The 22,953-nt window shown below is 72.0% G+C and carries 22 protein-coding genes; 3 read left to right on the top strand and 19 right to left on the bottom strand.

Annotated features, from left to right (window positions below):
- Window positions 1-63: 63 nt before the first annotated feature.
- The gene (locus AC1ROW_RS00110; protein ID WP_493016864.1) at window positions 64-1,233 is read right to left on the bottom strand and encodes a citrate synthase; all 1,170 of its coding nucleotides are present in this window, start codon (window positions 1,231-1,233) and stop codon (window positions 64-66) included.
- A 51-nt stretch (window positions 1,234-1,284) separates the two neighbouring features.
- On the opposite strand from AC1ROW_RS00110, the gene AC1ROW_RS00105 reads away from it, so the two are divergent.
- Entirely contained in the window at window positions 1,285-2,490 is a 1,206-nt protein-coding gene (locus AC1ROW_RS00105; protein WP_493016863.1) for a citrate/2-methylcitrate synthase, read from the top strand.
- Between the two features lie 16 nt (window positions 2,491-2,506).
- On the opposite strand, the gene AC1ROW_RS00100 is transcribed toward AC1ROW_RS00105, so the two are convergent.
- From AC1ROW_RS00100 to AC1ROW_RS00060, 9 genes are all read right to left on the bottom strand, one after another.
- Window positions 2,507-3,166 (bottom strand): methionine ABC transporter permease, encoded by a 660-nt coding sequence (locus AC1ROW_RS00100; protein ID WP_493016862.1) that lies wholly within the window; start codon window positions 3,164-3,166, stop codon window positions 2,507-2,509.
- Window positions 3,163-4,188, bottom strand: a complete 1,026-nt coding sequence (locus tag AC1ROW_RS00095) for a methionine ABC transporter ATP-binding protein (RefSeq protein ID WP_493016861.1) — start codon at window positions 4,186-4,188, stop codon at window positions 3,163-3,165. Before AC1ROW_RS00095 ends, AC1ROW_RS00100 begins: the two co-directional genes overlap by 4 nt.
- 2 nt (window positions 4,189-4,190) lie before the next feature.
- Window positions 4,191-5,150 (bottom strand): MetQ/NlpA family ABC transporter substrate-binding protein, encoded by a 960-nt coding sequence (locus tag AC1ROW_RS00090; protein ID WP_493016860.1) that lies wholly within the window; start codon window positions 5,148-5,150, stop codon window positions 4,191-4,193.
- 259 nt (window positions 5,151-5,409) lie between these two features.
- On the bottom strand, window positions 5,410-5,829 hold the full coding sequence (locus AC1ROW_RS00085) for a VOC family protein (protein WP_369962927.1): 420 nt from the start codon (window positions 5,827-5,829) through the stop codon (window positions 5,410-5,412).
- A gap of 56 nt (window positions 5,830-5,885) precedes the next feature.
- Entirely contained in the window at window positions 5,886-6,299 is a 414-nt protein-coding gene (locus tag AC1ROW_RS00080; protein WP_493016859.1) for a helix-turn-helix transcriptional regulator, read from the bottom strand.
- A gap of 16 nt (window positions 6,300-6,315) precedes the next feature.
- Window positions 6,316-9,825: a TM0106 family RecB-like putative nuclease gene (locus AC1ROW_RS00075; protein ID WP_493016858.1), complete on the bottom strand. Its 3,510-nt coding sequence runs from the start codon at window positions 9,823-9,825 to the stop codon at window positions 6,316-6,318.
- A 49-nt stretch (window positions 9,826-9,874) separates the two neighbouring features.
- Entirely contained in the window at window positions 9,875-10,438 is a 564-nt protein-coding gene (locus tag AC1ROW_RS00070) for an HhH-GPD-type base excision DNA repair protein (protein ID WP_493016857.1), read from the bottom strand.
- 21 nt (window positions 10,439-10,459) lie between these two features.
- Window positions 10,460-10,675 carry an SCO4848 family membrane protein gene (locus AC1ROW_RS00065; RefSeq protein ID WP_493016856.1) on the bottom strand — a complete coding sequence of 72 codons (216 nt, stop codon included), beginning with the start codon at window positions 10,673-10,675 and terminating at the stop codon, window positions 10,460-10,462.
- Complete coding sequence (locus AC1ROW_RS00060) at window positions 10,672-11,571, bottom strand: LysR family transcriptional regulator (RefSeq protein ID WP_493016855.1); 900 nt, start codon at window positions 11,569-11,571, stop codon at window positions 10,672-10,674. Before AC1ROW_RS00060 ends, AC1ROW_RS00065 begins: the two co-directional genes overlap by 4 nt.
- 88 nt (window positions 11,572-11,659) lie before the next feature.
- Here AC1ROW_RS00060 and AC1ROW_RS00055 point away from each other — a divergent pair, with 88 nt between their 5' ends.
- Window positions 11,660-12,907: an MFS transporter gene (locus AC1ROW_RS00055; protein WP_493016854.1), complete on the top strand. Its 1,248-nt coding sequence runs from the start codon at window positions 11,660-11,662 to the stop codon at window positions 12,905-12,907.
- 102 nt (window positions 12,908-13,009) lie between these two features.
- Here AC1ROW_RS00055 and AC1ROW_RS00050 read toward each other — a convergent pair whose 3' ends face one another.
- The 6 genes from AC1ROW_RS00050 to AC1ROW_RS00025 form a co-directional block, all read right to left on the bottom strand.
- Window positions 13,010-13,912, bottom strand: a complete 903-nt coding sequence (locus tag AC1ROW_RS00050; RefSeq protein ID WP_493016853.1) for an SseB family protein — start codon at window positions 13,910-13,912, stop codon at window positions 13,010-13,012.
- On the bottom strand, window positions 13,896-14,642 hold the full coding sequence (gene priA, locus AC1ROW_RS00045) for a bifunctional 1-(5-phosphoribosyl)-5-((5-phosphoribosylamino)methylideneamino)imidazole-4-carboxamide isomerase/phosphoribosylanthranilate isomerase PriA (protein WP_493016852.1): 747 nt from the start codon (window positions 14,640-14,642) through the stop codon (window positions 13,896-13,898). The genes AC1ROW_RS00050 and priA overlap by 17 nt, the downstream gene beginning before the upstream one ends.
- Before the next feature lie 59 nt (window positions 14,643-14,701).
- Window positions 14,702-15,334 (bottom strand): imidazole glycerol phosphate synthase subunit HisH, encoded by a 633-nt coding sequence (gene hisH / locus AC1ROW_RS00040; RefSeq protein ID WP_493016851.1) that lies wholly within the window; start codon window positions 15,332-15,334, stop codon window positions 14,702-14,704.
- Entirely contained in the window at window positions 15,331-15,933 is a 603-nt protein-coding gene (gene hisB / locus AC1ROW_RS00035) for an imidazoleglycerol-phosphate dehydratase HisB (RefSeq protein ID WP_493016850.1), read from the bottom strand. Before hisB ends, hisH begins: the two co-directional genes overlap by 4 nt.
- The gene (locus tag AC1ROW_RS00030; protein ID WP_493016849.1) at window positions 15,930-17,054 is read right to left on the bottom strand and encodes a histidinol-phosphate transaminase; all 1,125 of its coding nucleotides are present in this window, start codon (window positions 17,052-17,054) and stop codon (window positions 15,930-15,932) included. Before AC1ROW_RS00030 ends, hisB begins: the two co-directional genes overlap by 4 nt.
- A 462-nt stretch (window positions 17,055-17,516) precedes the next feature.
- Window positions 17,517-17,867 carry a LysM peptidoglycan-binding domain-containing protein gene (locus tag AC1ROW_RS00025; protein WP_493016848.1) on the bottom strand — a complete coding sequence of 117 codons (351 nt, stop codon included), beginning with the start codon at window positions 17,865-17,867 and terminating at the stop codon, window positions 17,517-17,519.
- A gap of 263 nt (window positions 17,868-18,130) precedes the next feature.
- Here AC1ROW_RS00025 and lexA point away from each other — a divergent pair, with 263 nt between their 5' ends.
- Entirely contained in the window at window positions 18,131-18,799 is a 669-nt protein-coding gene (lexA, locus tag AC1ROW_RS00020) for a transcriptional repressor LexA (RefSeq protein ID WP_493016847.1), read from the top strand.
- Window positions 18,800-18,876: 77 nt separating this feature from the next.
- On the opposite strand, the gene AC1ROW_RS00015 is transcribed toward lexA, so the two are convergent.
- The 3 genes from AC1ROW_RS00015 to AC1ROW_RS00005 form a co-directional block, all read right to left on the bottom strand.
- The gene (locus AC1ROW_RS00015) at window positions 18,877-19,227 is read right to left on the bottom strand and encodes a metallopeptidase family protein (protein ID WP_179605547.1); all 351 of its coding nucleotides are present in this window, start codon (window positions 19,225-19,227) and stop codon (window positions 18,877-18,879) included.
- A gap of 88 nt (window positions 19,228-19,315) precedes the next feature.
- A complete protein-coding gene (gene metE / locus AC1ROW_RS00010; protein ID WP_493016846.1) occupies window positions 19,316-21,670 on the bottom strand; it encodes a 5-methyltetrahydropteroyltriglutamate--homocysteine S-methyltransferase in 2,355 nt (784 codons plus the stop codon).
- Window positions 21,667-22,644 (bottom strand): methylenetetrahydrofolate reductase, encoded by a 978-nt coding sequence (locus tag AC1ROW_RS00005; protein ID WP_493016845.1) that lies wholly within the window; start codon window positions 22,642-22,644, stop codon window positions 21,667-21,669. Before AC1ROW_RS00005 ends, metE begins: the two co-directional genes overlap by 4 nt.
- Window positions 22,645-22,953: the final 309 nt, after the last annotated feature.

The following is a 22,953-nucleotide window of genomic DNA, read 5'->3' as shown; positions in this document are numbered from 1 at the left end:
CGTCGCTCGTGCGGCCGCTGCGGGCCGCCCGAGCAGCACGATACGCCCCGGAGCGGCCCGCGGTCAGGCGGCGATCGGCCGCCCAGGGAGCGGCTCGGGCGCCGGCGGCCCGACGTAGCGCGACGACGGCCGCAGGATCTTGCCGTCCGCCGCCTGCTCCAGGATGTGCGCGGTCCAGCCGACGACGCGCGCCGCCGCGAACGTCGGCGTGAAGAGCTCCCGCGGGATGCCGCACAGCTCCATCACGACGCCCGCGTAGAACTCCACGTTGGTGTGCAGCCCGCGCCCCGGTTTCAGCTCCTCGAGGAGCTGCTGGACGCGCTCCTCCACCCGCACCGCGAACTCCACCCGCTCGCCGCCGAAGCCCTGGGCGACCTCCTTCAGCAGCGCCGACCGCGGGTCCTCCGTGCGGTAGACCGCGTGGCCGAAGCCCATCACGCGGCCGCCCGAGCGGACGGTGTCGGTGATCCACGCGTCGATGCGGTCGGGCGTCCCGATCGCGTCGAGGGTGTCGAGCGCCCGGCTGGGCGCGCCGCCGTGCAGCGGGCCGGAGAGGGCGCCGAGCGCGCCGTCCACCGCCGCAGCGACATCCGCGCCGGTGGACGCGATCACCCGGGCGGTGAAGGTGGAGGCGTTGAAGCCGTGGTCGATCGCGGCCGTCAGGTATGCGCTGAGCGCGTGCTCGTGCTCGGCGTCCGGCGTGCGCCCGGTGATCAGCCGCAGGTAGTCGGCGACGTGGCCGAGGTCGTCGCGCGGCTCCTGCGGCGTGCGGCCCTCCGCGTACGCGTGGAGCGACGCGAGCAGCACCGGCGTGACCGCCGCGACCCGGATCGCGTCGCGCAGGCGCGTCTCGGCGTCCCCGTCGTAGACCGGGCGCATCCCGTCGGCGGCGGCGACCGCCGCGAGCGCCATCCGGAGTCCGGCCAGGGCGTCCCCGCCGGCGGTCAGCCGGGCGATCGCGGGCAGGAGCGCGGCGACCGGCTCCGGGATGCGGCGCGCCGCGGCGATCCGCGATCGGAAGGCCGCCAGCTCGGGCGCCGACGGCAGCTCGCCGAACAGCAGCAGGTACCAGGAGTCCTCGAACGTGCGCTCGCGCGCCAGGTCGATGGCCGAGTACTGGCGGTAGTGGTAAAAGCCCTCGTGCCCCCGGACGTCGCCGAGCGCGGTGGTGGCGGCGACGACGTTGGTCAGTCCGCGCGGGACGTCGATGAGGGTGTCGTTCATGCGGTCCATGCCAGTAGTGTGAACGTGGACGCAAGTTACGTCAATGTTGATCGGATCAATATGAGCGACCTCCCGCGGCTCACCGCCGAACAGACCGCCGAGCGCCTCGGGGTCAAGCTCGAGACGCTGTACGCCTACGTCGCGCGCGGCCTGCTCGCCCGCGAGCGAACCGCGGCAGGGTCGAGCTTCGACGCCCTGGAGGTGGAGACCTTCGCCTCTGCGCGCCGCCGCCGCGCCTCCCCCGCGCCTGCACGCTCGGAGGGCCGGCCACTGATGGTGATCGAGACCGACTTCGCACTGATCGACGACGGCGAGCTGTACTACCGCGGCCGGCCGGCCGCCGAGCTGGCGCAGGAGCCGTTCGAGGTCGTCGCGCGCTGGGCGCTCACCGGCGACTGGGACGCAACGGCGCGGTTCGCACCCGGTCCCGGCGTCGAGGCCGCCCGCCGGGTCGCAGCGGCGCTGCCGGCCGGCGCGGGCGACCGCGACCGGCAACTCGTTGCGGTGACGGCGCTGGCGGCCGCCGACCCGTTGCGCACGTCGCTGGACCCGGAGGCGGTGGCAGGGGCGGCGGAGCGGTTGATCGCGGGGATGGTCGGAGTACTGCCTCAGAAATCGCCCCCGCAGAGCGACGGACTGGCCGCCGACCTCTGGTCCCGCCTCTCCCCACTGCCTGGCTCCCCCGAGGCCGTGCGCACCCTGAACGCCGCCCTGGTCCTCCTCCTCGACCACGACCTCGCCGTCTCCACGCTCGCGGCCCGCGCCGCCGCGTCCGCGCGCGCGACCGCCTACGCCGTGGTGGTTGCCGGCCTCGGCGCCCTCGACTCCCCGCTGCACGGCAACGCCAGTCGCGCCGCACACCGGATGCTCGCCCGGATCGCCGCCGGGGAGGAGGCCGCCCGGGTCGTCGCCGACGCCGTGGTGGACGGCCGGGGGCCCGTCCCCGGCTTCGGCCAGCCGCTCTACCCGGCAGGCGACCCGCGCGGACGCATCCTGCTCGGGATGCTGGCCGGCGTCCCCGGCGCCGAAGCCGTGACCGCGGCCGTCCACGCCCTGACCGCGCTGCTGCGCGACCGCACCGGCGCCGCACCGAACGTCGACCTGGCGCTGGCGGCGCTGTCCCTCGCGGGCGGGATGGCCGACGACGCGGGCGAGGTGATCTTCGCTACCGCCCGCACCGCCGGCTGGATCGTGCACGCCCTCGCCGAGTACCGCGAGCGCCCGCTTCGCCTCCGTCCGGTCGGCCGCTACACCGCGAAGGCGTAACGGCCGACCCGAAAACTCACCGGCGCAGCGCCTTCCGCGCCAGCCGGTTCCCGACGAACTGCGCCAGCTGCACCAGCACCACGATCGTCAGCACCGCCACCCACGTCACGACCCAGTTGTAGCGCTGGTAGCCGTACGAGATCGCGAAGTCCCCGAGCCCACCGCCGCCCAGGCTGCCGGCGACCGCCGACAGGTCCACGATCGCGACGAACACGAACGTGTAGCCGAGGATCAGCGGTCCGAGCGCCTCCGGGATGAGCAGCGTGGAGATGATCCGCCACGGGCTCGACCCCATCGCGCGCGCCGCCTCGATCACACCGGGGTCGATCGTGACCAGGTTCTGCTCGACGATGCGGGAGATCGCGAAGGTCGCCGCGATCGTCATCGGGAAGATCGCCGCGGGGGTCCCGAGGAACGTCCCCAGCACCGCCTGCGTCAGCGGCGCCACCGCCGTCATGAAGATGATGAACGGGATCGGGCGGACGAAGTTCACCACGACGTTCAGCACCGCCGACAGCACGCGGTTCTCCAGCAGTCCGCCGGGCCGCGTGGTGTACAGCAACACACCGAGCGCCAGCCCGAGCACACCGCCGAGCACGAGGGTGGCGACGACCATCCAGAGCGTCTGCCCGATGGCGGTCAGGTACACCGGCCAGAGCGTCGACCAGTCCGTCATGCCGCCACCTCCTCGACCTCGGTCACCGTGCGGAGCTCCGCGACCAGCGCGTCCACCGCCTCCGGTTCGCCGAGCAGCTCGAGTGTGAGGCTCCCGAACGACCGGCCCTGCAGCGCCGAGATGCCGCCGTAGACGATCTCGAACCGCACGCCGTGCCGCCCGACCGCGTCGGAGAGCACCGCGCCGAGGCGGCCGTCGTCGTGGATGCGCGCCGAGACGATCCGGCCGGCATGCTTGCCGCGCAGCCGCTCGATGTCGGCCTCGCCCGGCTGGTTGCGGAGCACGGTGCCGACGAAGCGCTGCGACGTCGCGGTCTGCGGGTTCGAGAACACGTCGAAAACGGTCCCGAGCTCGATGATCCGCCCCGAGTCGAGCACGGCGACGCGGTCGGCGATCGAGCGGACGACCTCCATCTCGTGCGTGATGACGACGATGGTCACGCCGAGTTCCGCGTTGACCCGCTTGAGCAGCGCCAGCACGTCGGCGGTGGTCTCCGGGTCGAGCGCGCTGGTCGCCTCGTCGGCGAGCAGGATGGCCGGGTTCGTCGCCAGCGCGCGGGCGATGCCGACGCGCTGCTTCTGGCCTCCGGAGAGCTGGTCGGGGTACGCCCACGCCTTCTCGGTCAGCCCGACGAAGGCGAGCAGCTCGGCGACGCGCTGCTTGCGCTTGTCGGCCGGCCAGCCCGCGACCTTCAACGGATAGGCGATGTTCGCGAACACGGTGCGCGAGCGGAACAGGTTGAACTGCTGGAAGATCATCCCGATCCCCGCCCGCACGCTCCGCAGGTCGCGCTCACGCAGTGTGGTCAGGTCGCGGCCGTCGACGATCACCGAGCCGGAGGTCGCGTGCTCCAGCGCGTTGATCAGCCGCAGCAGCGTGCTCTTGCCCGCGCCCGAGTAGCCGATGATGCCGAAGATCTCGCCGCGCTCGATGGTCAGGTCGATGTCCGCGACGGCGGAGACCGCGGCGTCCCCCGAGCGGAAGCTCTTGGTGACGCCGCGGAACTCGATGAGGGCGCTCACGCCTACTTCGCCGCCTTGATGGACTTCTCCAGCGAGTGCAGGATCGCGATGAGGTCGGCCTGAGGCTTCTGCACGATCACAGCGGTGTTCTTGGAGTCGGCGAGCACCGCGTCCTGCACGGCCTTGGTGTGGTAGAGCTCGGCGACCTTGAGGTAGGTCGCGTTGTCCTTGTCCTTCGCGCGGGCGACGAAGGCGTTGATGTAGGGCTCGGCCGTGGAGCTCTTCGGGTCGTCCTGGAAGAGAGCGGACTTCGGGTCGAGCCCGGCCGTCAGGGCGAAGTTGTTGTTGACGATGGCGGCTGCGGCCGAGTCGAGCGCCGGCGCGGTCTGGGCGGCGTCAACCGCGATGACGGTCACCTTCGACTCGGACGCGACGATGTCCGCGGGGGTCGCGAGGGTGTTGCCGCCGTCCTTCAGCTTCAGCAGGCCGGCCTTCTGCAGGACGAGCAGCGCGCGCGCCTGGTTGGTCGCGTCGTTCGGGATGGCGATCTGCGCACCGTGCGGGATCGCGTCGACCGACGTGTACTTCTTCGAGTAGAGCGGGAGCGGGACCACCAGCGTGGACGCGATCGGCACGAGGTCCTGCTTCGACTGCACGTTGTAGTTCGCCAGGAACTGGAGGTGCTGGAACAGGTTCAGGTCGAGCTGGCCGTCGGCGAGCGCCGGGTTGGCCTGGGTGTAGTCGCGGAAGCCCACGACCTGGATGTCGATGCCCTGCTTCGCGGCCTCCTTCTCGAGGATCGGCCAGTACGGAGCCGCCTGCTCTGTCGTGCCGATCTTGACGGTGACAGTCTTCCCCGCGGCACCGGCCGCGCCGCTGCTGTTCGCGTTGACGACCGCGACGACGCCGCCGACGACGGCGAGGACCGCGACAACGGCGATGCCGACGATCCACGGGGTCTTCGAGCGCTTCGGCTTCTCGGGGAGCGCGGGGACGGTTCCGGACGGGGTGGCGTCGGGCATGGCTGTGCCTCTCTTGTGAAGGGGTGGGATGTGCCGGCGAACGGGTGGCGGCACATCGAGCCTTCCAAGCGAGGAGCGGGAGGGCAAACCGCGTTCCGAAATGTGACGGCGCCCGTCCCGCGGTCAGATGTCCGATCTGAGGTGCGAACACTCTGGCCAGGGCCGGCCGCCTCCGGAAGAATCGGACGTACGTGTGCGCCGGAGGCCATTGGGGGACCTCCGGCGCACACCGGATCGCCGTCTCGGCGGGCTGGGCCGCCTAGGCGGGCTGGGCCGCCGACTGCAGGATGCGCACCATGTTGCCGGACGGGTCGCGGAAGGCGCAGTCGCGCGGGCCCCACGGCTGGTCTTTCGGCTCCTGGAGCACCTCTGCGCCGCTGGCGCGCACACGCTCGAACACGCCGTCGAGGTCGTCCTCGGTGCGGAAGACGACGTTCGTCAGCACGCCCTTGGCGACGAGCTCCTGGATGGCGTCGCCGTCGGCCTGGGAGCGGCCGGCGTACGGGTCGGAGAGGACGATCTCGGTTCCCGGCTGACCCGCGACACCGAGGGTGATCCAGTGGTGGCCGCCCGACTCGACGTCGTTGAGGACGTCCAGCCCCAGCGCGTCACGATAGAACGCGAGGGACTCCTCGGGGTTCGTGACGGTGATGTGCGAGTACTGAAGCGAAATGGTCATAGGGCCACTCTAGGAACGCGGCGCGCGCCGCGCTTCTCCATTCCTGCTCGTTCCTTTCACCCGGGGATGGGCTTCGACCGTACCGGCCGCGTCCGCTGCTTCGCGATGCAGTTGGGCATCGCGAGCACCGCGCGGTGCTCGCGCGCGCGGTAGCTCGTCGGCGGCTCCCCCACCACCTCGGTGAACTTCGAGCTGAACGAGCCGAGCGAGGTACAGCCGACGGCCATGCACGCCTCGGTCACGGACATCCCCTCGCGCAGCAGCGCCATCGCACGCTCGATCCGCCGGGTCATCAGGTAGCTGTAGGGCGTCTCGCCGTAGACCGCGCGGAACCGGCGCGCGAAGTGCGACGGCGACATGAAGGCCGACGCGGCCATCGTGGGGACGTCGAGCGGCTCGGCGTACTCGCGGTCGATCTTGTCGCGCGCTCGTCGCAGGATGACGAGCTCCTGCAGTTCCTCCGGGGACACGCCTCCACCGTAGCTCTCAGGCCCGCGCCTCACCAGCGGCTTCACCGGCAGCCACGGCGGCCCGATCCGGCGCGCCCGGCTCGACCAGCCGGATGAATGCGCTGAGTTCGCCCACCCCGGCCGGGGTCGTCGGAAGGAACTCGGTCAGCTCAGGCGAGTGCACCAGGTACGCCGCCCACTTCGCCCGGGAGATCGCGACGTTGAGCCGGTTCTTCATCAGCAGGAACGACATCCCTCGCGGCACGTCGGCGGCCGACGACGCGGCGAGGCTGACGATCGCGACGGCCGCCTCCTGACCCTGGAACTTGTCGACGGTCCCCACCCGCACCTGCGGGAAGCCCGCCGCGTCGAGGAGCTCGCGCACCTCGGCGAGCTGCGCGTTGTACGGGGTCACCACGATGACGTCGTCCTGACCCAGCGGCGCGTCCTCGACGCCCGCACCGGGGTCGCTCCAGGAGCGGCCGATCAGGTCGTCCACGATGCGGACGACGGCCGCGGCCTCCTGAGGCGACGCGGTCGCGTTGCCCACGTGCTCCACGGGCACCGGGTGGAGGCCGGGCTCGACGCCGCCGAGCTCGCGGTCGCGGGCGCTCGGGTGGGCATGCAACTTCCCCTCGTACGCCAGCCGGGACACCGCCTCCGCCAGCGCGGGGTGCATCCGGCGGCTCTCCGCGAGGAAGTACCCGAACTCGGCGGGGAGCACGTCGTGGCCGTCGCTCACCCAGCCGAGGGCCGAGCCGTCCACGGGCTCGGGATGGCTGCCCTGGCTGACCTGCGGGAGCTGCTGCGGGTCCCCGAGCAACAGGAGGTTGCGCGCGGCGACGCCGACCGCGATGGTCGACGCGAGCGAGAACTGCCCGGCCTCGTCGATCACGAGCAGGTCGAGGCTCCCGCGCGGGATGCGCGCGACGTTGGCGAAGTCCCAGGCCGTGCCGCCGAGGACGTAGCCGCGACCCTCGCGCTCGGCGGCGAACTCGAGCTGGCCGTTCCGGCGCAACGGCGTGAACCGGGGCGCCTCGGCCGCGCCGCTCGGCACCTTGCCGACGAGGGCCGGATCGAGGCCGGTGTCCACGACGCGGTCGAGCAGGTTCTCGACCACCGCGTGCGACTGGGCCACGACACCGACTCGCCAGCCGTGCGCGGCCACGAGCCGGGCGATCACGTGGGCGCCGAGGTAGGACTTGCCGGTGCCGGGAGGGCCCTGCACCGCCAGGTAGGAGGCGTCCAGGTCGAGCAGGCTCGCGGTGACGGCGGCGATGCGCCCACTGCCGTCCTCCGGCCCCTCGGGCGCCAGCGTGCCCGAGCGCGTGCGCGGCGGCGTGCGCCGGAGCAGGTCGACGGTCGCGTTCCGCGGCCAGCGGTCGTTGCGGCGGGCTTCCAACAGGTCCGTGCCCCACTCCCGCACCGCCTCGGCGAGCGGACGGGTGTTCGGCGGCGGAGCGGGCGTGAGCGCCATCGGCAGGTGGGGGTACGCCTCCACGTCCTCCGGCAGGTTCTCGCGCACCAGCACCGAGCCGTCGTCGGCGACCGCGATCACGGCGGCGCTGCGCACCGTGCGCGCACCGGGCTGGGCGCGCAGCAGCCGGAACGGACCGGGGTACTCGTAGAGCAGGAACGGCCCCGAGTTCTCGCTCACCCGCACCGCGCTGCCCGCGCCCCACTGACCCGACAGCAGCAGCTCGCGCCGCTCCACCCGCTGGCCTTCGTCCAGATACCAGTCGCGCACCACGCGCACGGTCTCAACGACCAGCACGTCACGGGTGTCGGCCCACTCCTCCACCGGCTGGATGAGCCGGGAGAAGTGGCTCTGCCAGAAGCTCTTCTGCTCGCGCCGGTGGAAGTCGATCGCGGCCGCGGCGAGCGCCATCGCCTCCCGGTCGGGCGTGCGGTGGGGGTCGAGCGGGTCGCCGGCGAACCCGAGCAGACCAGCGCGCAGCGGCGACTCCTCGGGCGCCTGCTCCGGCTCCTCCATCGGCGCGGCGCCGATCGGGACGCCCGCCTCGGCGGCGCGGGCCAGCAGCCAGTCGCGCAGGCGGAGGGTGGAGACGCAGTCGTAGCGGTTGTAGTCCGCGAGCGCGTCGAGCAGCGGCTGTGCCTCGTCGAACCGGCCGAGCGCGATCAGGTCGCGCGCGTTCGCGTACTCGGTGATGGAGTCCGCGCCGTTCGTCACCTCGCTCTGGCGCAGCTCGGAGCCCATGTAGAGCGGCTCCAGCTTCTTGATGGAGTAGGACCGCGAGCCGACACGCACCGACTTGCGCACCAGCGGGTACAGGTCGACCATCACGTTGTCGCGCAGCAGGCCGTCGACCTCCTCCTCGCCGACGCCGTGCCGGGCGGAGATCGAGAGCAGATGGGTCTGTTCGTAGGCGGCGTAGTGGTAGATGTGCATGCCGGGGAACGTGGCACGGCGCTCGCGGACGAACTCCAGGAAGCGCTCCAGCGCCACGCGCTCCTCGGCGAAGTCGTGCGCCCAGAACGCGGTGAACCGGGCGTCCTGGTCGACCATCCCGAACAGGTAGTCGAGGTTCCAGCGCTCGCCCGCGCCCTCCGTGTAGAGCGGGTCGCCCTCGAAGTCGAAGAAGATGTCGCCGGGGTTCGGCTCGGGCAGCACGGCGAGCACCGGCGCGTTGAAGACGCGCACCGGCGGCGGGGCGCCCTCCACCGCCTCCAGTTGCAGCCGCGCCTGCTCGCGCAGCCCGGAGAGCGTGCCGTCCGGGACGCCCTCGACCGGCGCGGTGGAGGCCGCGAGCGCGTCGATGGTCGTGATGCCCGTCGCGGCGAGACGCTCGCGCTGGGTGACGCGCATCCCCGCGACCAGCAGCACGTCGCGGGCGGCCGTGACCTCGGCGTCGCAGGTGTCGCAGCGGCCGCAGACCGTGAACCGCGGGTCGCCCCACTCCACCGGGCCCGGGTCGGCCACGTGCTCGGCGATGATGTCGAGCAGCCGGGCGCGGCGCTTGCGGTACACCGGCTCGATGTCGGACAGCCGGTGCTCGCTGACGGAGCCGTCGCCCAGCAGGAGCTCGACCGTGCCGTCGACCTCCACGCCGGTGCGCCGCAGCTGCTCGGCGTAGGCCGCGAGCTGCAGCAGCGCGGTGACCCGGGCGCTGCGCGCGAGCTTGGAGTCCTGGACGCGGTAGCGGCCGTCGGGCAGCCGCACGATGAAGTCCGCGAAGCCGACGAACGACCCGTCGAAGAAGGTGGCCTGGAAGACGACCTCGCTTCCCCGCGCGAAGGCGTCGGCGGTGCGGCGGACGGCCTCCGCGAGGCTCTCGGCGGTCAGCGACTCGGGCCGCTCGATCTCCGCGACCCCGTCGCCGAAGCGCTCGCGGTAGCGCTCCAGGATGTGATGCTCCTGCTCGTCGCCCAGCCGCGACGAGCGCACGTACATGGGATCCTCGACCTCTTCGGTCTTCTCCAGCCGGCCGAGCTTGACGTCGAGCGTCCGCAGGAAGGCGAACTCGCACTTGGACGCCTCGGTCAGATCGCTGGCGCTGGTGACGATCACACCGTCGAGTAGGAACACACCGCTACGCTATCGGCCGCCGCCGACATCGCCGCCGTGCCCGCGGGCGTCAGCCCTTCGCCGCCGCCTTCATCGCGCGCTTGTGCTCGCGCACCTTCGTCAGCGACTCCGGGTCGACGATGTCGGCGACCGAGCGGTAGCCCTCCGCGCCGTAGTCGCCCGCGGCCTCCCGCCAGCCGGGCGCCTGGAGGCCCTTCTGCTTGCCGAGGAGCGCCAGGAAGATCTTCGCCTTCTGCTCGCCGAACCCGGGCAGCGCCTTCAGCCGGCGCAGCACCTCCGCGCCGCTGGGGTCGCCCTGGGTCCAGATCGCGGCGGTGTCGCCGCCCCAGTCGTCGACGATCGCGGCGGACAGCGACTGCAACCGGCCGGCCATGGAGCCGGGGAAGCGGTGCACGGACGGCGTCTGCTTCATCACGGCGACCAGCTCGTCGGGGTCGAGTGCGGCGATCCCGGCCGGGTCGAGCGAGCCCAGACGGTCGCGCAGCTTGGCTGGGCCGGTGAACGCGGTCTCCATCGCGATCTGCTGGTCGAGCATCATCCCGACGAGCAGGGCGAACGGGGACTGGTCGAGGAGGGCGTCGGCTTCGGCGTCGCCGGTGATCGTGATGGGCATGCCCTCATGCTCCCATCCGGCTCAGGCGAGGAGCAACAGCACCCCGGCGACCGCCGAGAGCAGCGCGAGCAGGAGGGCGATGCCCAGCAGCACCGCGTGCACGCGCAGGAAGGCGGTGGGGCGTCCGGCGGCGTCCCTGGCACGCTGGTCGGAACGCACCCGGGCGAAGAAGCGCGGCCAGGCGATCACGTTGAAGACGGCGTTGACGAACAGGACGAGGGCGGCGAAGACGGTCATGGTCCCTCCAGCGTAGGCGGAACCGGCCGGCCGAACCGCTCCGCGATGAGCGTGAGCAGGGCGCGGGCGGCCGCGCCGGGGCGGGGATGCGCCAGCACGCTCAGCCGCCAGTCCACGCGCGGCGTCAGCGGGCGGATCACGACGCCCTCCGCACGATTGACCGTGAGCTCCGGCAGGGCGCCGACGCCGAGCCCTGCGGCCACGAACCGCGGGATCTCGCCCAGGTCGGACACCTCCGTCGCGACCTCGCGGCCGAGCCCCGCGGCGGCGAGCGCGCGGTCGAGCACGACCCGGTTGCCGAAGCCCTCGCGCGCGTCCACCCAGCGCTCGGCGGCCAGCTCCGCGAGCGGGACGGCGGCGCGGGCCGCGAGCGGATGGCCCTCGGGGAGCACTGCGACGAACGGCACGTCGGCGAGCGGCAGCATCGTCGCGCCGAGCACCGGGTCAGGGAGACCGTAGAAGGCGACATCCAGCCGCCCCTGCCGGACGTCGTCCGCCAGCCCGGTGGAGCCGCTCGGCGACGGTCCGAGCCGGAGGTCGACGGCGGGGTGCCTGCGGCGGAACTCGCCCATGATCCCCGGGAGGTCGATGGAGGTCAGATTGGTGAAGATCCCCACCCGGACCACACCCCGCAGCGGTCCGTCGCCGGCCGCGAGGTCACGCAGCCGCTCGACCGACTGGAGGCCGACGCGCGCCTCGGCGAGCGCGGCCTCCCCCGTGCTCGTGAGGGTGACGCCGTGCGCGTCGCGCTCGAACAGCCGGGCGCCGAGCTCGCGCTCCAGGGCGGCCACCCCGGCCGAGACGGTGGACTGGGCGGCGAAGACGCGCGCGGCCGCACGCGTGAAGTTGAGCTCCTCGGCAACGGCCACGAAGTACTCGAGCTGACGGGTGTCCATGCGACCATGTTCTCGATCGTCTTGACCGATCGCAACCATCGCCTGCCTTCGTTGGACACGATTGCCGCTCGGGGCGGAGGATGTGGGCATGTCGATGAAAGCCCCCGCCACCCTCCCGCGCTCCGCGACGACGCCTTCGGCCGCACGGCCGTGGCGTCTCCGTCACGGCGCCGGCTTCTGGATCGTCGCCGCGGCGTTCCTCGCCGTCATGGCGTTCTCGACCATCCCCACCCCGCTGTATGCGCTGTACCAGCAGCGGAACGGCTTCCCGACCTGGGTCGTCACGGTGATCTTCGCGGCGTACGCGGTCGGCGTGATCGCGAGCCTCTTCCTGATCGGCCACCTGAGCGATTGGGCCGGCCGGCGCCGGATGGTGCTCGTCGCGATCGTGCTGGAGATCGTGGCGGCGGCAGTGTTCCTGGTCTGGAACGACGTGAGCGGCCTGATCGTCGCCCGCCTGATCTCCGGCGTCGGCGTCGGGGCGCTCACGGCGAGCGCGACGGCGCATCTCGGCGAGCTGAGGTCGGTCGCCCGACCGGCAGAGGGGTCGCGGCTGGCGAGCACGGTCTCCACGGTCGTCAACACCGGCGGCCTGGCGCTCGGACCGTTGATCGGCGGCGTGTTCGCGCAGTTCCTGCCCGCGCCGCTGCTGCTGCCGTACGCCGTGTTCCTGGTGGTCCTGGCTCTGGCCGCGCTGGCGGTCGCCCTGGTGCCGGAGACGGTGGAGCGCGCGGAGGAGCGCCCCGCGTACCGGCCGCAGCGCATCTCGGTGCCCGCGGCGTCCCGCGGCGCGTTCTCCGCCGCCGCCGTCGCCGCCTTCGCGGGCTTCGCCGTGTTCGGCCTGTTCACATCGCTTGCGCCGAGCGTCCTGGCCGGGACCTTCCATGTCGCGTCGCACCTCGTCGCCGGCGTCGTGCCGTTCTCGGTGTTCGCGGCGTCCGCGGTGTCGCAGATCGTTTTCGCACCGTTGCGGTCGCGCACGACGCTGATCGTCGCCGTGCCGCTCGTGGTCGTCGGCCTCGCGGGATTGGCGGTCGGCGTGCTGGGCGACTCGCTGCCGGTGTTCCTGGTCGCGGGCGTGCTGGCCGGCGCGGGGGTCGGGATGCTGTTCCGGGCGTCCATCCTGGTCGCCGGCTCGCTCGCCGCACCCGAGCGGCGCGGCGAGGTGCTGGCGGCGATCTTCCTGATCGCCTACATCGGGCTGGCGTTGCCGGTGCTGCTGGTCGGCGTCGCGCTCACCCTCTGGCCGCTCGTCCCGGTGCTGGTGGGGTTCGTCGCGATCGTTGCGGTTCTGTCCGTCGTCGCCGTCCTCCGCATGCTCCCCACGGCCGCCTGACCCCGCCCGACCGCCACCGTTCGCGCCCGGTGGCCGCCCATCGAGTACGCGCATAATCGGTCAGAAGCCGCCGAGTAGCCAGATTATCCGCGTACTCGCGTGTCAGGGGCCGGCGGTGAGTTGGACGCGGAGGGAGTCGACCCGGGTCGCGATCGCATCGTCGGCGGCCCAGCGCTGTGCGAGCCGGGACAGGATGGCGTTCAGCTCCTCGGCGGTCAGGCCCGCGGCGAGCGTGAGCCGCACCACGAGCTCGTCACCGGCGAGGCGGTAGTCCGGGTCGCCCGCCGCCAGCTCCACGTCGAGCACGCCGAGCTCGGACGCGATCGACGCCCGGAACGCCGTCACCACGACGGGGTCGCGGTGGCTCGGCAGCCAGGGCTGCCCCTGCGCGAGCGCCCAGACCGCGGGCCGCCGCAGGACGAACTCGGTCTCGGAGGTGGGGTCGAGCACCAGCAGCTCGGTCTCCTCCGACGCGGCGGCGAGCGCTGCGCGCGGACCGGCGGCCGGGACCGGTCGCGCCAGCGGATTCCAGGCCTGCATCGCCGTCACCGACGAGAACACGGGAAGGACGCGGCGCCCGTCCGGGCCCGCGACGGTGACGAGGGACAGCTCCTGGGTCTTGTCGACCGCGAGCCCGGCGTCGCTGACGCCCTCCTCGCCCAGCTCGGCGACGAGCGGGATGAGGAGGCGCACCGCGCGCACGGCGTCCACCACGGCCTCGGCTCCGACCTCGCCCGCCCGGAACGCGGCGAGCGCCCCGAGCAGTTCGGGAGGCGCGGACCCGTCGTCGTCACCGAACGGGTTGTCGTCGAACTCGCGGCCCGCCCAGGGCTGCCCTGCGGAGTCACCGGGTGAGGCGGCGAATCCGGCGAGCGTCGCCGCGAACCCGGCCAGCCGGTCGGCGCCAGTGGAGGTGGGGCCGGGCGAGGCAGATCCGGAGGACGGCTCCCTGCGACCGCCCTCGGGCCCGCGGTCGCCCTCCTCGGGCTCAGTCGCCGGCGACATCCAGCGCCTCGGGCAGGGTGAACGCTCCGGAGTAGAGCGCCTTGCCGACGATAGCGCCCTCCAGTCCCAGCGGCACCAGCGCGCGCAGCGCGGCGATGTCGTCGAGGCTGGAGATGCCGCCGGAGGCCACCACCGGTCGCTCGGTGCGCTCCATCACCTGGCGCAGCAGGTCCAGATTCGGGCCCTTGAGCGTGCCGTCCTTGGTCACGTCGGTGACGACGTAGCGGGCGCAGCCGGCCTGCTCGAGGCGGTCCAGCACCTCCCACAGGTCGCCGCCTTCGCGCGTCCAGCCGCGCGCCGCGAGCGTCGTCCCGCGCACGTCCAGGCCGACCGCGATCGCCTCGCCGTAGCGGGCGATCGCGTCGGCCGCCCACTCCGGGTTCTCCAGCGCCGCCGTACCGAGGTTGACGCGGGTCGCGCCGATCGCCAGCGCGTGCTCCAGCGACGCGTCGTCGCGGATGCCGCCGGAGAGCTCGATGTTGACGCCGTCGGTCTGGTCGATGACCTTCTTCAGGAGGTCGCGGTTGTCGCCGCGGCCGAACGCGGCGTCCAGGTCGACCAGGTGGATCCACTCGGCGCCGGCGTCCACCCATTCGGCGGCGGCGTCGACCGGGTCGCCGTAGCTGGTCTCGCTGCCGGCTTCGCCCTGCGTCAGTCGGACGGCCTTGCCGTCGGCGACGTCGACGGCGGGCAGCAGTACGAGCTTGGGAGATTGCGTGAGTTCGCTCATGTCGGTGTGGGTTTCCTCTGTCGGGGTCGTTCGGGTCCGCGTGACGGACGGGGATGGCGCTAGAGCGAGCCGATCCAGTTGCGCAGCAGCTTCAGGCCCGCCTCACCGGACTTCTCCGGGTGGAACTGGGTCGCGGTGAGCGGCCCGTTCTCCACCGCCGCCACGAAACGCGAGCCGTGCTCGGCCCAGGTCACCCGCGGCTGCGGGAACGGACCCGTGGCCTCCAGCGTCCAGTCCTGCGCCGCGTATGAGTGCACGAAGTAGAAGCGCTCGTCGCGGATGCCGTCGAACAGCACGGAGTCCTCCGGCGCCTGGACGGTGTTCCAGCCCATGTGCGGGACGACGTCGGCGCGCAGCCGGTCGACCGTGCCCGGCCACTCGCCGAGCCCTTCGCTTTCGATGCCGTGCTCGACGCCGCGCTCGAACAGCACCTGCATGCCGACGCAGATGCCGAGCACCGGTCGTCCGCCCGCGAGCCGCCGGTCGATGACCTCGTCGCCGTGCGAGCGGCGCAGCGCGTCGATGACCGCGGCGAAGGCGCCGACGCCGGGGACGAGGAGTCCGTCGGCCTCCTGCGCACGACGGCGGTTGCCGGTGAGCTCGACGTTCGCGCCGGCGGCCTCCAGCGCCTTGACCGCGGAGTGGACGTTGCCGGTCCCGTAGTCGAAGACGACGACGTCGGGTGCGCTCACAGCGCGCCCTTGGTGGAGGGGATGCCGGACACCAGCGGGTCGAGTGCTTTCGCCTGGCGGAACGCGCGCGCGAACGCCTTGAACTCGGCTTCCGCGATGTGGTGCGGGTCGCGGCCGCCGACGACCGTGACGTGCACGGTCAGCCCGGCGTTGAACGCGATCGCCTCGAAGACGTGCCGCACCATCGACCCGGTGAAGTGGCCGCCGATCAGGTGGAACTCGAACCCGGTCGGCTCGCCGCCGTGCACGAGGTAGGGGCGTCCGGAGATGTCGACCACGGCCTGCACGAGCGCCTCGTCGAGCGGGACCAGCGCGTCGCCGTAGCGGGAGATGCTGGACTTGTCGCCGAGCGCCTTCTTGATGGCCTGACCGAGGACGATCGCGACGTCCTCCACCGTGTGGTGCACGTCGATGTCGGTGTCGCCGCTCGCGCGCACCGTCAGGTCGGTGAGCGAGTGCTTGGCGAACGCGGTCAGCAGGTGGTCGTAGAACGGGACCGACGTGTGGATGTCGGACTTCCCGGTGCCGTCGAGGTCGAGGCTGAGCTCGATGCTCGACTCGCTGGTCGCGCGCTGAAGCTGGGCGGTCCGATTCGTCATGACTGCGAGCTTACCGACTGGGCGCCGGCCGTCGCGGCTCCGGAGGGGCGGCCGAGAGCGCGCAGCGCCTCCAGGAACGCGGTGGTCTCGGTCTCGGTGCCCGCGGTGACGCGCAGGTGGTTCGGGATGCCGACGTCCCGGATGAGGACGCCCCGCTCCAGGAGCGCCTCGAACACCGCATGCGGGTCGTCGACACCCCCGAAGAGCACGAAGTTGCTGCCGCTGCGGTGCGGGAGGTAGCCGAGCTCGGCGAGCTCCACGACGAGCCGGTCACGCTGCGTCCGGATCTCGCCGACCATCGCGAGCATCTCGTCCGCATGCGCGAGCGCGCCGAGCGCTGCCGCCTGCGTCAGAGCGGACAGGTGGTACGGCAGGCGTACCAGCCGCAGGGCGTCCACCACGGCGGGATCGGCGGCCAGGTAGCCGACGCGCGCGCCCGCGAACGCGAACGCCTTGCTCATCGTCCGCGAGATCAGCAGCCGCTCGCGCCCGGGGAGCAGCGTGAGCGCCGACGGCTCGCCCTCCGGCATGAACTCCGCGTACGCCTCGTCCACGATCACGATGCCGCGCGCCGCGGCGTAGACGGCCTCGACCGTCTCGAGCGACAGCGGGGTCCCGGTCGGGTTGTTCGGCGAGCAGAGGATGACGATGTCCGGGTCGTGCTCGCGCACGGCGGCCGCCGCGGTCTCGGGGGACAGTTCGAAATCGTCGTCGCGTCCGGCAGCGATCCAGCTCGTGCCGGTGCCGGAGGCGAGCAGCGGGTACATGGAGTACGTCGGAGCGAAGCCCAGGAGGCTGCGCCCGGGTCCGCCGAAAGCCTGCAGGATGTGCTGGAGCACCTCGTTGGACCCGTTCGCGGCCCAGAGCTGCTCGGCCGTGAGTCCGTGCCCGAGGTACCGGGCGAACGCCTCGCGCAGCTCGGTGAACTCGCGGTCGGGGTAGCGGTTCACCCCGGTCACCGCGACGGCGACCCGCGCGACGATGTCGGCGGCGACGTCCTCCGGAACCGGATGCGTGTTCTCGTTCACGTTCAACGCGACGGGCACGACCTTCTGCGGCGCCCCGTACGGAGTGCGGCCGCGCAGGTCGTCACGGATCGGAAGATCGGAGAGAGAAGTCACCCTTCAATGGTAGTCAGCGCCGCTGGGCGCTTCCGCCGTGTGACGCCCCGGGGCGCCCCCTCCGCGACCCGACACCCGCCGCGCCACTGCGCCCCGCAAAAGGGAGAACCGGCCCGAATCTCCTGCCGTACCCCCTTCCGCAGGAGTTTGCCCGGCCAGTCGCACCAAATCTCCTTCACCCAGGGGTGGCGCTGTCGCGGCGGACCGTGGAGGTGGTATCCCCCGCCCCGCAGGAAAACTCGCCCGAATCTCCTGCCGAACCCCCTTCCGCAGGAAATCGCCCGGCCTGTCGCACCAAATCTCCTGCCTTGGCGGCGGCCTGGGGTGGTGAGGAGTGGGGGGCGGTAACCACCTCGCTCACGCGGGGCAGCTACGCGGCGCTAGGCAGGTTGGCGATGTCCCCCACGTTCTTTCCCCCCCTTGGTCGGCAGCGCCGGCGGTTCTGACGCGCCCGAGCCCCCCCTACTTCTCGTACCGCGTAGGAATCGCCAACTGCTGCCCCGGCGTCACAACCGCCGACGACAACCCATTCAGGCTCACCAGCTCCGCGATCACATCGCGCGGGTCGGCCTTGGGCGCGATCCGCGACGCCACCGACCACAGCGAGTCGCCCGACTGGACCGTCACGTAGTGGAAGGTCACGTGCGTCTGCTCGCCGGTCGCAGCCGCACCCCCGCCGTTGAGCGCGAACACCATCGCACCGATCACGATCGGCAGCGCCACGAGCATCGTCAGCACGACGCGCCCGCGCCGCGTGAGCCGCAGCCGAACACGCCCGGCCGCCTGCGCGCCACCCACCTCGACGTTGTTCATACCAACGCTGTGAATCACTGCTGTGCTCATCGTGACCTCCAAAGGCTCCGGTCGAAGCTCTGTTCCGAATATATCTTCGAATGTTCGAGACCGCAATCCTCGGGCCGGCGAAAAAACCCGCACGTATTTCGAGACACACTCGAACACATGTTTGTCGGGCAGCCGTACTGTGGATACAGTTTCGATTGTCTGGACGTAAGACAACCAGGCACCACCGACATTCGGTTCCCCCGGGTGCCGGCGACGGTCACGAAGGGACGAGCGTGTCGAACGAGAACCAGGCTCCGCGCACGCGGCGCCGCAAGAACCTCAGCGAGAAGCAGCTCGCCATCCTCGACGTGATCCAGCGGTCGGTGAGCCAGCGCGGCTACCCGCCGAGCATGCGCGAGATCGGCGACGCCGTCGGCCTCTCCAGCCTCTCGTCCGTCACCCACCAGCTCAACCAGCTCGAGCTCAGCGGCTACCTCCGCCGCGACCCGAACCGGCCGCGTGCGCTGGAGATCCTCATCGACCTGCCGTCGGCCACCCCCGACTTCGAGAGCCAGACCCCGGTCGGCGACGCCGCGATGGTACCGCTCGTCGGCCGCATCGCCGCCGGCGTCCCGATCACCGCCGAGCAGCAGGTGGAGGAGGTGTTCCCGCTCCCCCGCCAGCTCGTCGGAAACGGCGAGCTCTTCATGCTCAAGGTGATCGGCGAGTCCATGATCGACGCCGCCATCTGCGACGGCGACTGGGTGGTCGTCCGCGCGCAGAACACCGCGGAGAACGGCGACATCGTCGCGGCCATGCTCGACGAGGAGGCCACCGTCAAGGTGTTCCGCCAGCGCGACGGCCACACCTGGCTGCTCCCCCGCAACTCCAACTTCGAGCCGATCCTCGGCGACTACTCCACAATCCTCGGCAAAGTCGTCGCCGTCCTCCGCGCCGTCTGACCCGAGACGTGACTAGTTGCGGGAATCGCCACGGCGATTTCCGCGATTAGTCACGTCTCGGCTGCGGAGGGGTGGGGTCAGGCCCAGCCGAGTTCCTGGAGGCGGGCGTCGGTGAGGCCGAAGTAGTGGCCGATCTCGTGCACGAGGGTGACGCGCACTCGCTCGCGGAGCTGCTCGACCGTCTCGCATGACGCCTCGAGGTTGTTGCGGAACAGCGTGATCCGGTCCGGCAGCTCCCCGAACCCGTAGACCCCGCGCCGCGTCAGCGGATGGCCGGTGTACAGCCCGTACAGCCGCGGCCGAGCGCCGGGCGGCTGATCCTGGATGATGAAGGCCACGTTCTCCAGCGGCCGCACCATGTCGTCAGGCAGACCGTCGAAGACGTCGTCCACGAGCCGCTCGAACTCGTCGTCCGCGATGCGCACCATGCGCTCATCATCCCCGAACGGCAGAGGCCGCGCTCCCCCGTCCGCGGAGAGCGGAACAGGGGTAGCGCGGCCTCGGCCGGCGCGAAGGTCAGGCGTTCACGCCCACGCGCTCCCGCACGTCGCGCGTCGCCGCGATGATGTTGCGCAGCGAGGCCACGGTCTCGTCGTAGCCGCGGGTCTTGAGCCCGCAGTCCGGGTTCACCCAGAGCTGACGGCCCGGGATGGCGCTGAGCGCCGTCTCCAGCAGCTCCGTCACCTCGGCGACCGACGGCACGCGCGGCGAGTGGATGTCGTAGACGCCCGGGCCGATCCCGTGCTCGAAGCCGGAGCGCTGGATGTCGTGCACGACCTCCATGCGGCTGCGGGCGGCCTCGATGCTGGTCACGTCCGCGTCCAGGTTGCGGATCGCGTCGATGACCACGCCGAACTCCGAGTAGCAGAGGTGCGTGTGGATCTGGGTCGCGTCCGCCACCCCGGAGGTCGCGAGCCGGAACGACCCCACCGACCACTCCAGGTACCCGGGCTGGTCGGCGCGCTTGAGCGGCAGCAGCTCGCGCAGGGCCGGCTCGTCCACCTGCACGACGCGGATGCCCGCGGCCTCCAGGTCCGCGATCTCGTCGCGGAGCGCCAGGGCCACCTGACGCGCGGTCTCGCCGAGCGGCTGGTCGTCTCGCACGAACGACCACGCGAGGATCGTGACCGGCCCGGTCAGCATGCCCTTGACCGGCTTCTCGGTCAGCGTCTGCGTGTAGGTCGACCAGTCCACCGTGATCGGCTTCGGCCGCGACACGTCGCCCCACAGGATCGACGGGCGCGTGCAGCGCGACCCGTACGACTGCACCCAGCCGTTCTGGGTGACCGCGAAGCCGTCCAGGTTCTCGGCGAAGTACTGCACCATGTCGTTGCGCTCGGGCTCGCCGTGCACGATCACGTCCAGGCCGATCTCCTCCTGGAGGTCGACCACGCGCTTGATCTCCGCCTGCATGCGGCCCAGGTACTCCGCCTCGTCGATGACGCCCTTGGCCAGCTGCGCGCGCGAGCGGCGGATGTCCGCCGTCTGCGGGAACGACCCGATCGTGGTGGTCGGCAGGAACGGCAGGTGAAGCGCCTCGTCCTGCGCGGCCTGCCGGTCGCCGTACTCGCCGCGGCGGAAGTCCGCGCGGGTCAGCGCGGCCTCGCGGGTGCGCACGGCCTCGACGCGCACGCCCGGTGCGGCGGCACGGTCGGCGAGCGCCGCGGTCGCCGCGGTCAGCTCGTCCTGCACCGCCTCGTGGCCGTCCACGATCCCGCGCGCGAGCACGGCAACCTGGCCGACCTTCTGGTCGGCGAACGCGAGCCAGGTCTTCAGCCGGGCGTCGAGGTCCGGCTCGTCCTCGACATCGTGCGGGACGTGCTGCAGCGACGTGGACGTCGACACGGCGACATCGGGGCTCAACGAGAGCAGCTCGGTCAGCTTCCCGAAGGCGGCCTCCAGGTCGCCTCGCCAGATGTTGTGGCCGTCGATCACGCCGCCGACGAGCGTCTTGCCGGCCAGGCCGGTTCGGGCGGCTGCGTCGAGGCCGGTCGGGATGGCGCCCTTCACCAGGTCGAGGGAGATCGCCTCCACCGGAGCCACGGCGAGCACCGGGAGGGCGTCGTCCAGGCTGCCGTACGGCGCAGCGACGAAGATCGCCGGGCGCTCGGTGGCGCCGCCCAGCTCGGCGTAGGCCGCACGGGTGGCCTCGAGGACCTCCGTGCGCGGCTCCTCGATGCTCTCGGAGACGAGCGCGGGCTCGTCCAGCTGCACCCACGGCGCGCCGGCGGCGGCGAGGCGGGCCAGCAGCTCGCGGTAGACCGGCAGCAGGTCGCCCAGCCGCGACAGCGGGCGGAAGCCCTCCGGCGCCTCGTCGCTCGGCTTGCTCAGCAGCAGGAAGGTCACCGGGCCGACGATCACCGGGCGCGTGACGAACCCGGCGGCGCGGGCCTCCTCGAACTCGCGGACGATGCGGTCGGACGCGAGCCGGAAGTCCGTCTCCGGCCCGATCTCCGGCACGAGGTAGTGGTAGTTGGAGTCGAACCACTTGGTCATCTCCAGCGGCGCCTTGTCGCCCTCGCCGCGGGCGATGGTGAAGTAGCCCGCGAGATCGACCGAGCCGTCGGCCGCGGCGAGGCCGGCGAACCGGGACGGGACGGCCCCGACGGTCACCGCGGCGTCGAGCACCTGGTCGTAGTAGCTGAAGCTCTCCGGGATCGCGGCGTCGTCGCGGCCGAGGCCGAGCGCGGCCAGCCGCTCGCGGGTGGAGGCGCGCAGCGCGGCGGCCGTGGCCTCCAGCTCGTCAGCCGTGCTCTGCCCGGCCCAGAACGCCTCGACGGCCTTCTTGAGCTCGCGGCGCCGGCCGATGCGCGGATAGCCGATGATGGTGCCCACCGGGAAGGCGGGACGTTCGGTGGTGGTGTCGGTCATGCGGGGTCGCCTGCTTTCTGCGAGGTGGCGGAGGTGGTGGAAATGGTGGAGGGGGTCGGATCCAGCAGCCCCACCCTCTCGAGGACCGAGAGGACGGCGCTGTGCTGGTTGAACGTGTAGAGGTGGATACCCGGAGCGCCGCCGTCGAGCAGCCGCTGGGCCAGGCGCGCGGTCCAGGCGATGCCGAGCTCGCGGCGGCCCTCGTCGTCCGGTTCGACCTCGAGCTGGATGGCGAGGTCGCTCGGGAGGTCCTCGCCGCTGAGCTCCAGCATGCGGGCGAGCCGCGCCGGCGAGGTGACCGGCATGATGCCGGGCAGGATCGGGAACGTCACACCGGCGTCCTTCGCCCGCTGCGCGAACGAGAGGTAGTCCTCGGCGTGGAAGAAGAGCTGGGTGATCCCCAGGTTCGCGCCGGCCGCCTGCTTGGCGAGGAGGGCGTCGATGTCCTGCGACACGGTACGCGACGGGTGCCCGTGCGGGAACGCCGCGACCGCGATCTGCACGCGCTCGCGATGCGAGAGCACGGCCTGAGCCGGGAGCCCGGGCACCGGCAGGGCGCCGTACGGGACGCGCTCGGCCTGCACCCGGTGAATGAGCTGGACGAGCTCGGAGGAGCTCTTGATGTCGCCGAGCCCGTCCTCCCCCGGCGCCAGCCCCGCGGGCGGGTCGCCGCGGATCGCGAGGAAGCGCCGGATCCCGGCGTCGAGGAACTCGCGGATGAGCCGGTTCGCCTCGGCGTGCGTGGAGCCGACGCAGGTCAGGTGCGCCATCGGGCTCACATCGGTGCGCTCGAGGATGTAGCGCAGCACCTCCAGCGACGACGCGCGCGACGAGCCGTTCGCCCCGTAGGTCACCGAGATGAAGTCGGGACCGGCGGCGGCGAGGCGGTCGATCGTCGCCGGCAGTGCGGCGGCGGCGCGTTCGTTGCGCGGCGGATACAGCTCGAATGAGAACCGCGCGTCGGTACAGTCCATGGTCCCTCGGGTGTCGATCAGCGTCACGGGCGCCCTCGCTCCGCCGGCGGAGGCCGTCGAAAAGGGAGGGGGCGGGCGGGTGCCGGGCTCGGCTGTCGCACCACGTCAGCGGTCGCCCGCTTCGGTTGTGGAGACACAGTAACAACGACGAAGGCCGGGCGGAACCCACTGCGTCATCTAGTGACACAGAGGGGCCCGCCCGGCCTTCAGGCCGGTACTCGTCCGCTCTAGATGTACTGACCTCGACCGTTGTTGATTCGGTCGATGGGGGCGTGGCCTGCGATGCCGAGGTGGGCTCTGTCTAGGTTG

The sequence above is a fragment of the Leifsonia sp. GW821-FHT13C09 genome (genome assembly GCF_058806435.1).
Note: the sequence above shows the minus strand (reverse complement) of the source record. Positions and strands in the feature narration are given on the sequence as shown.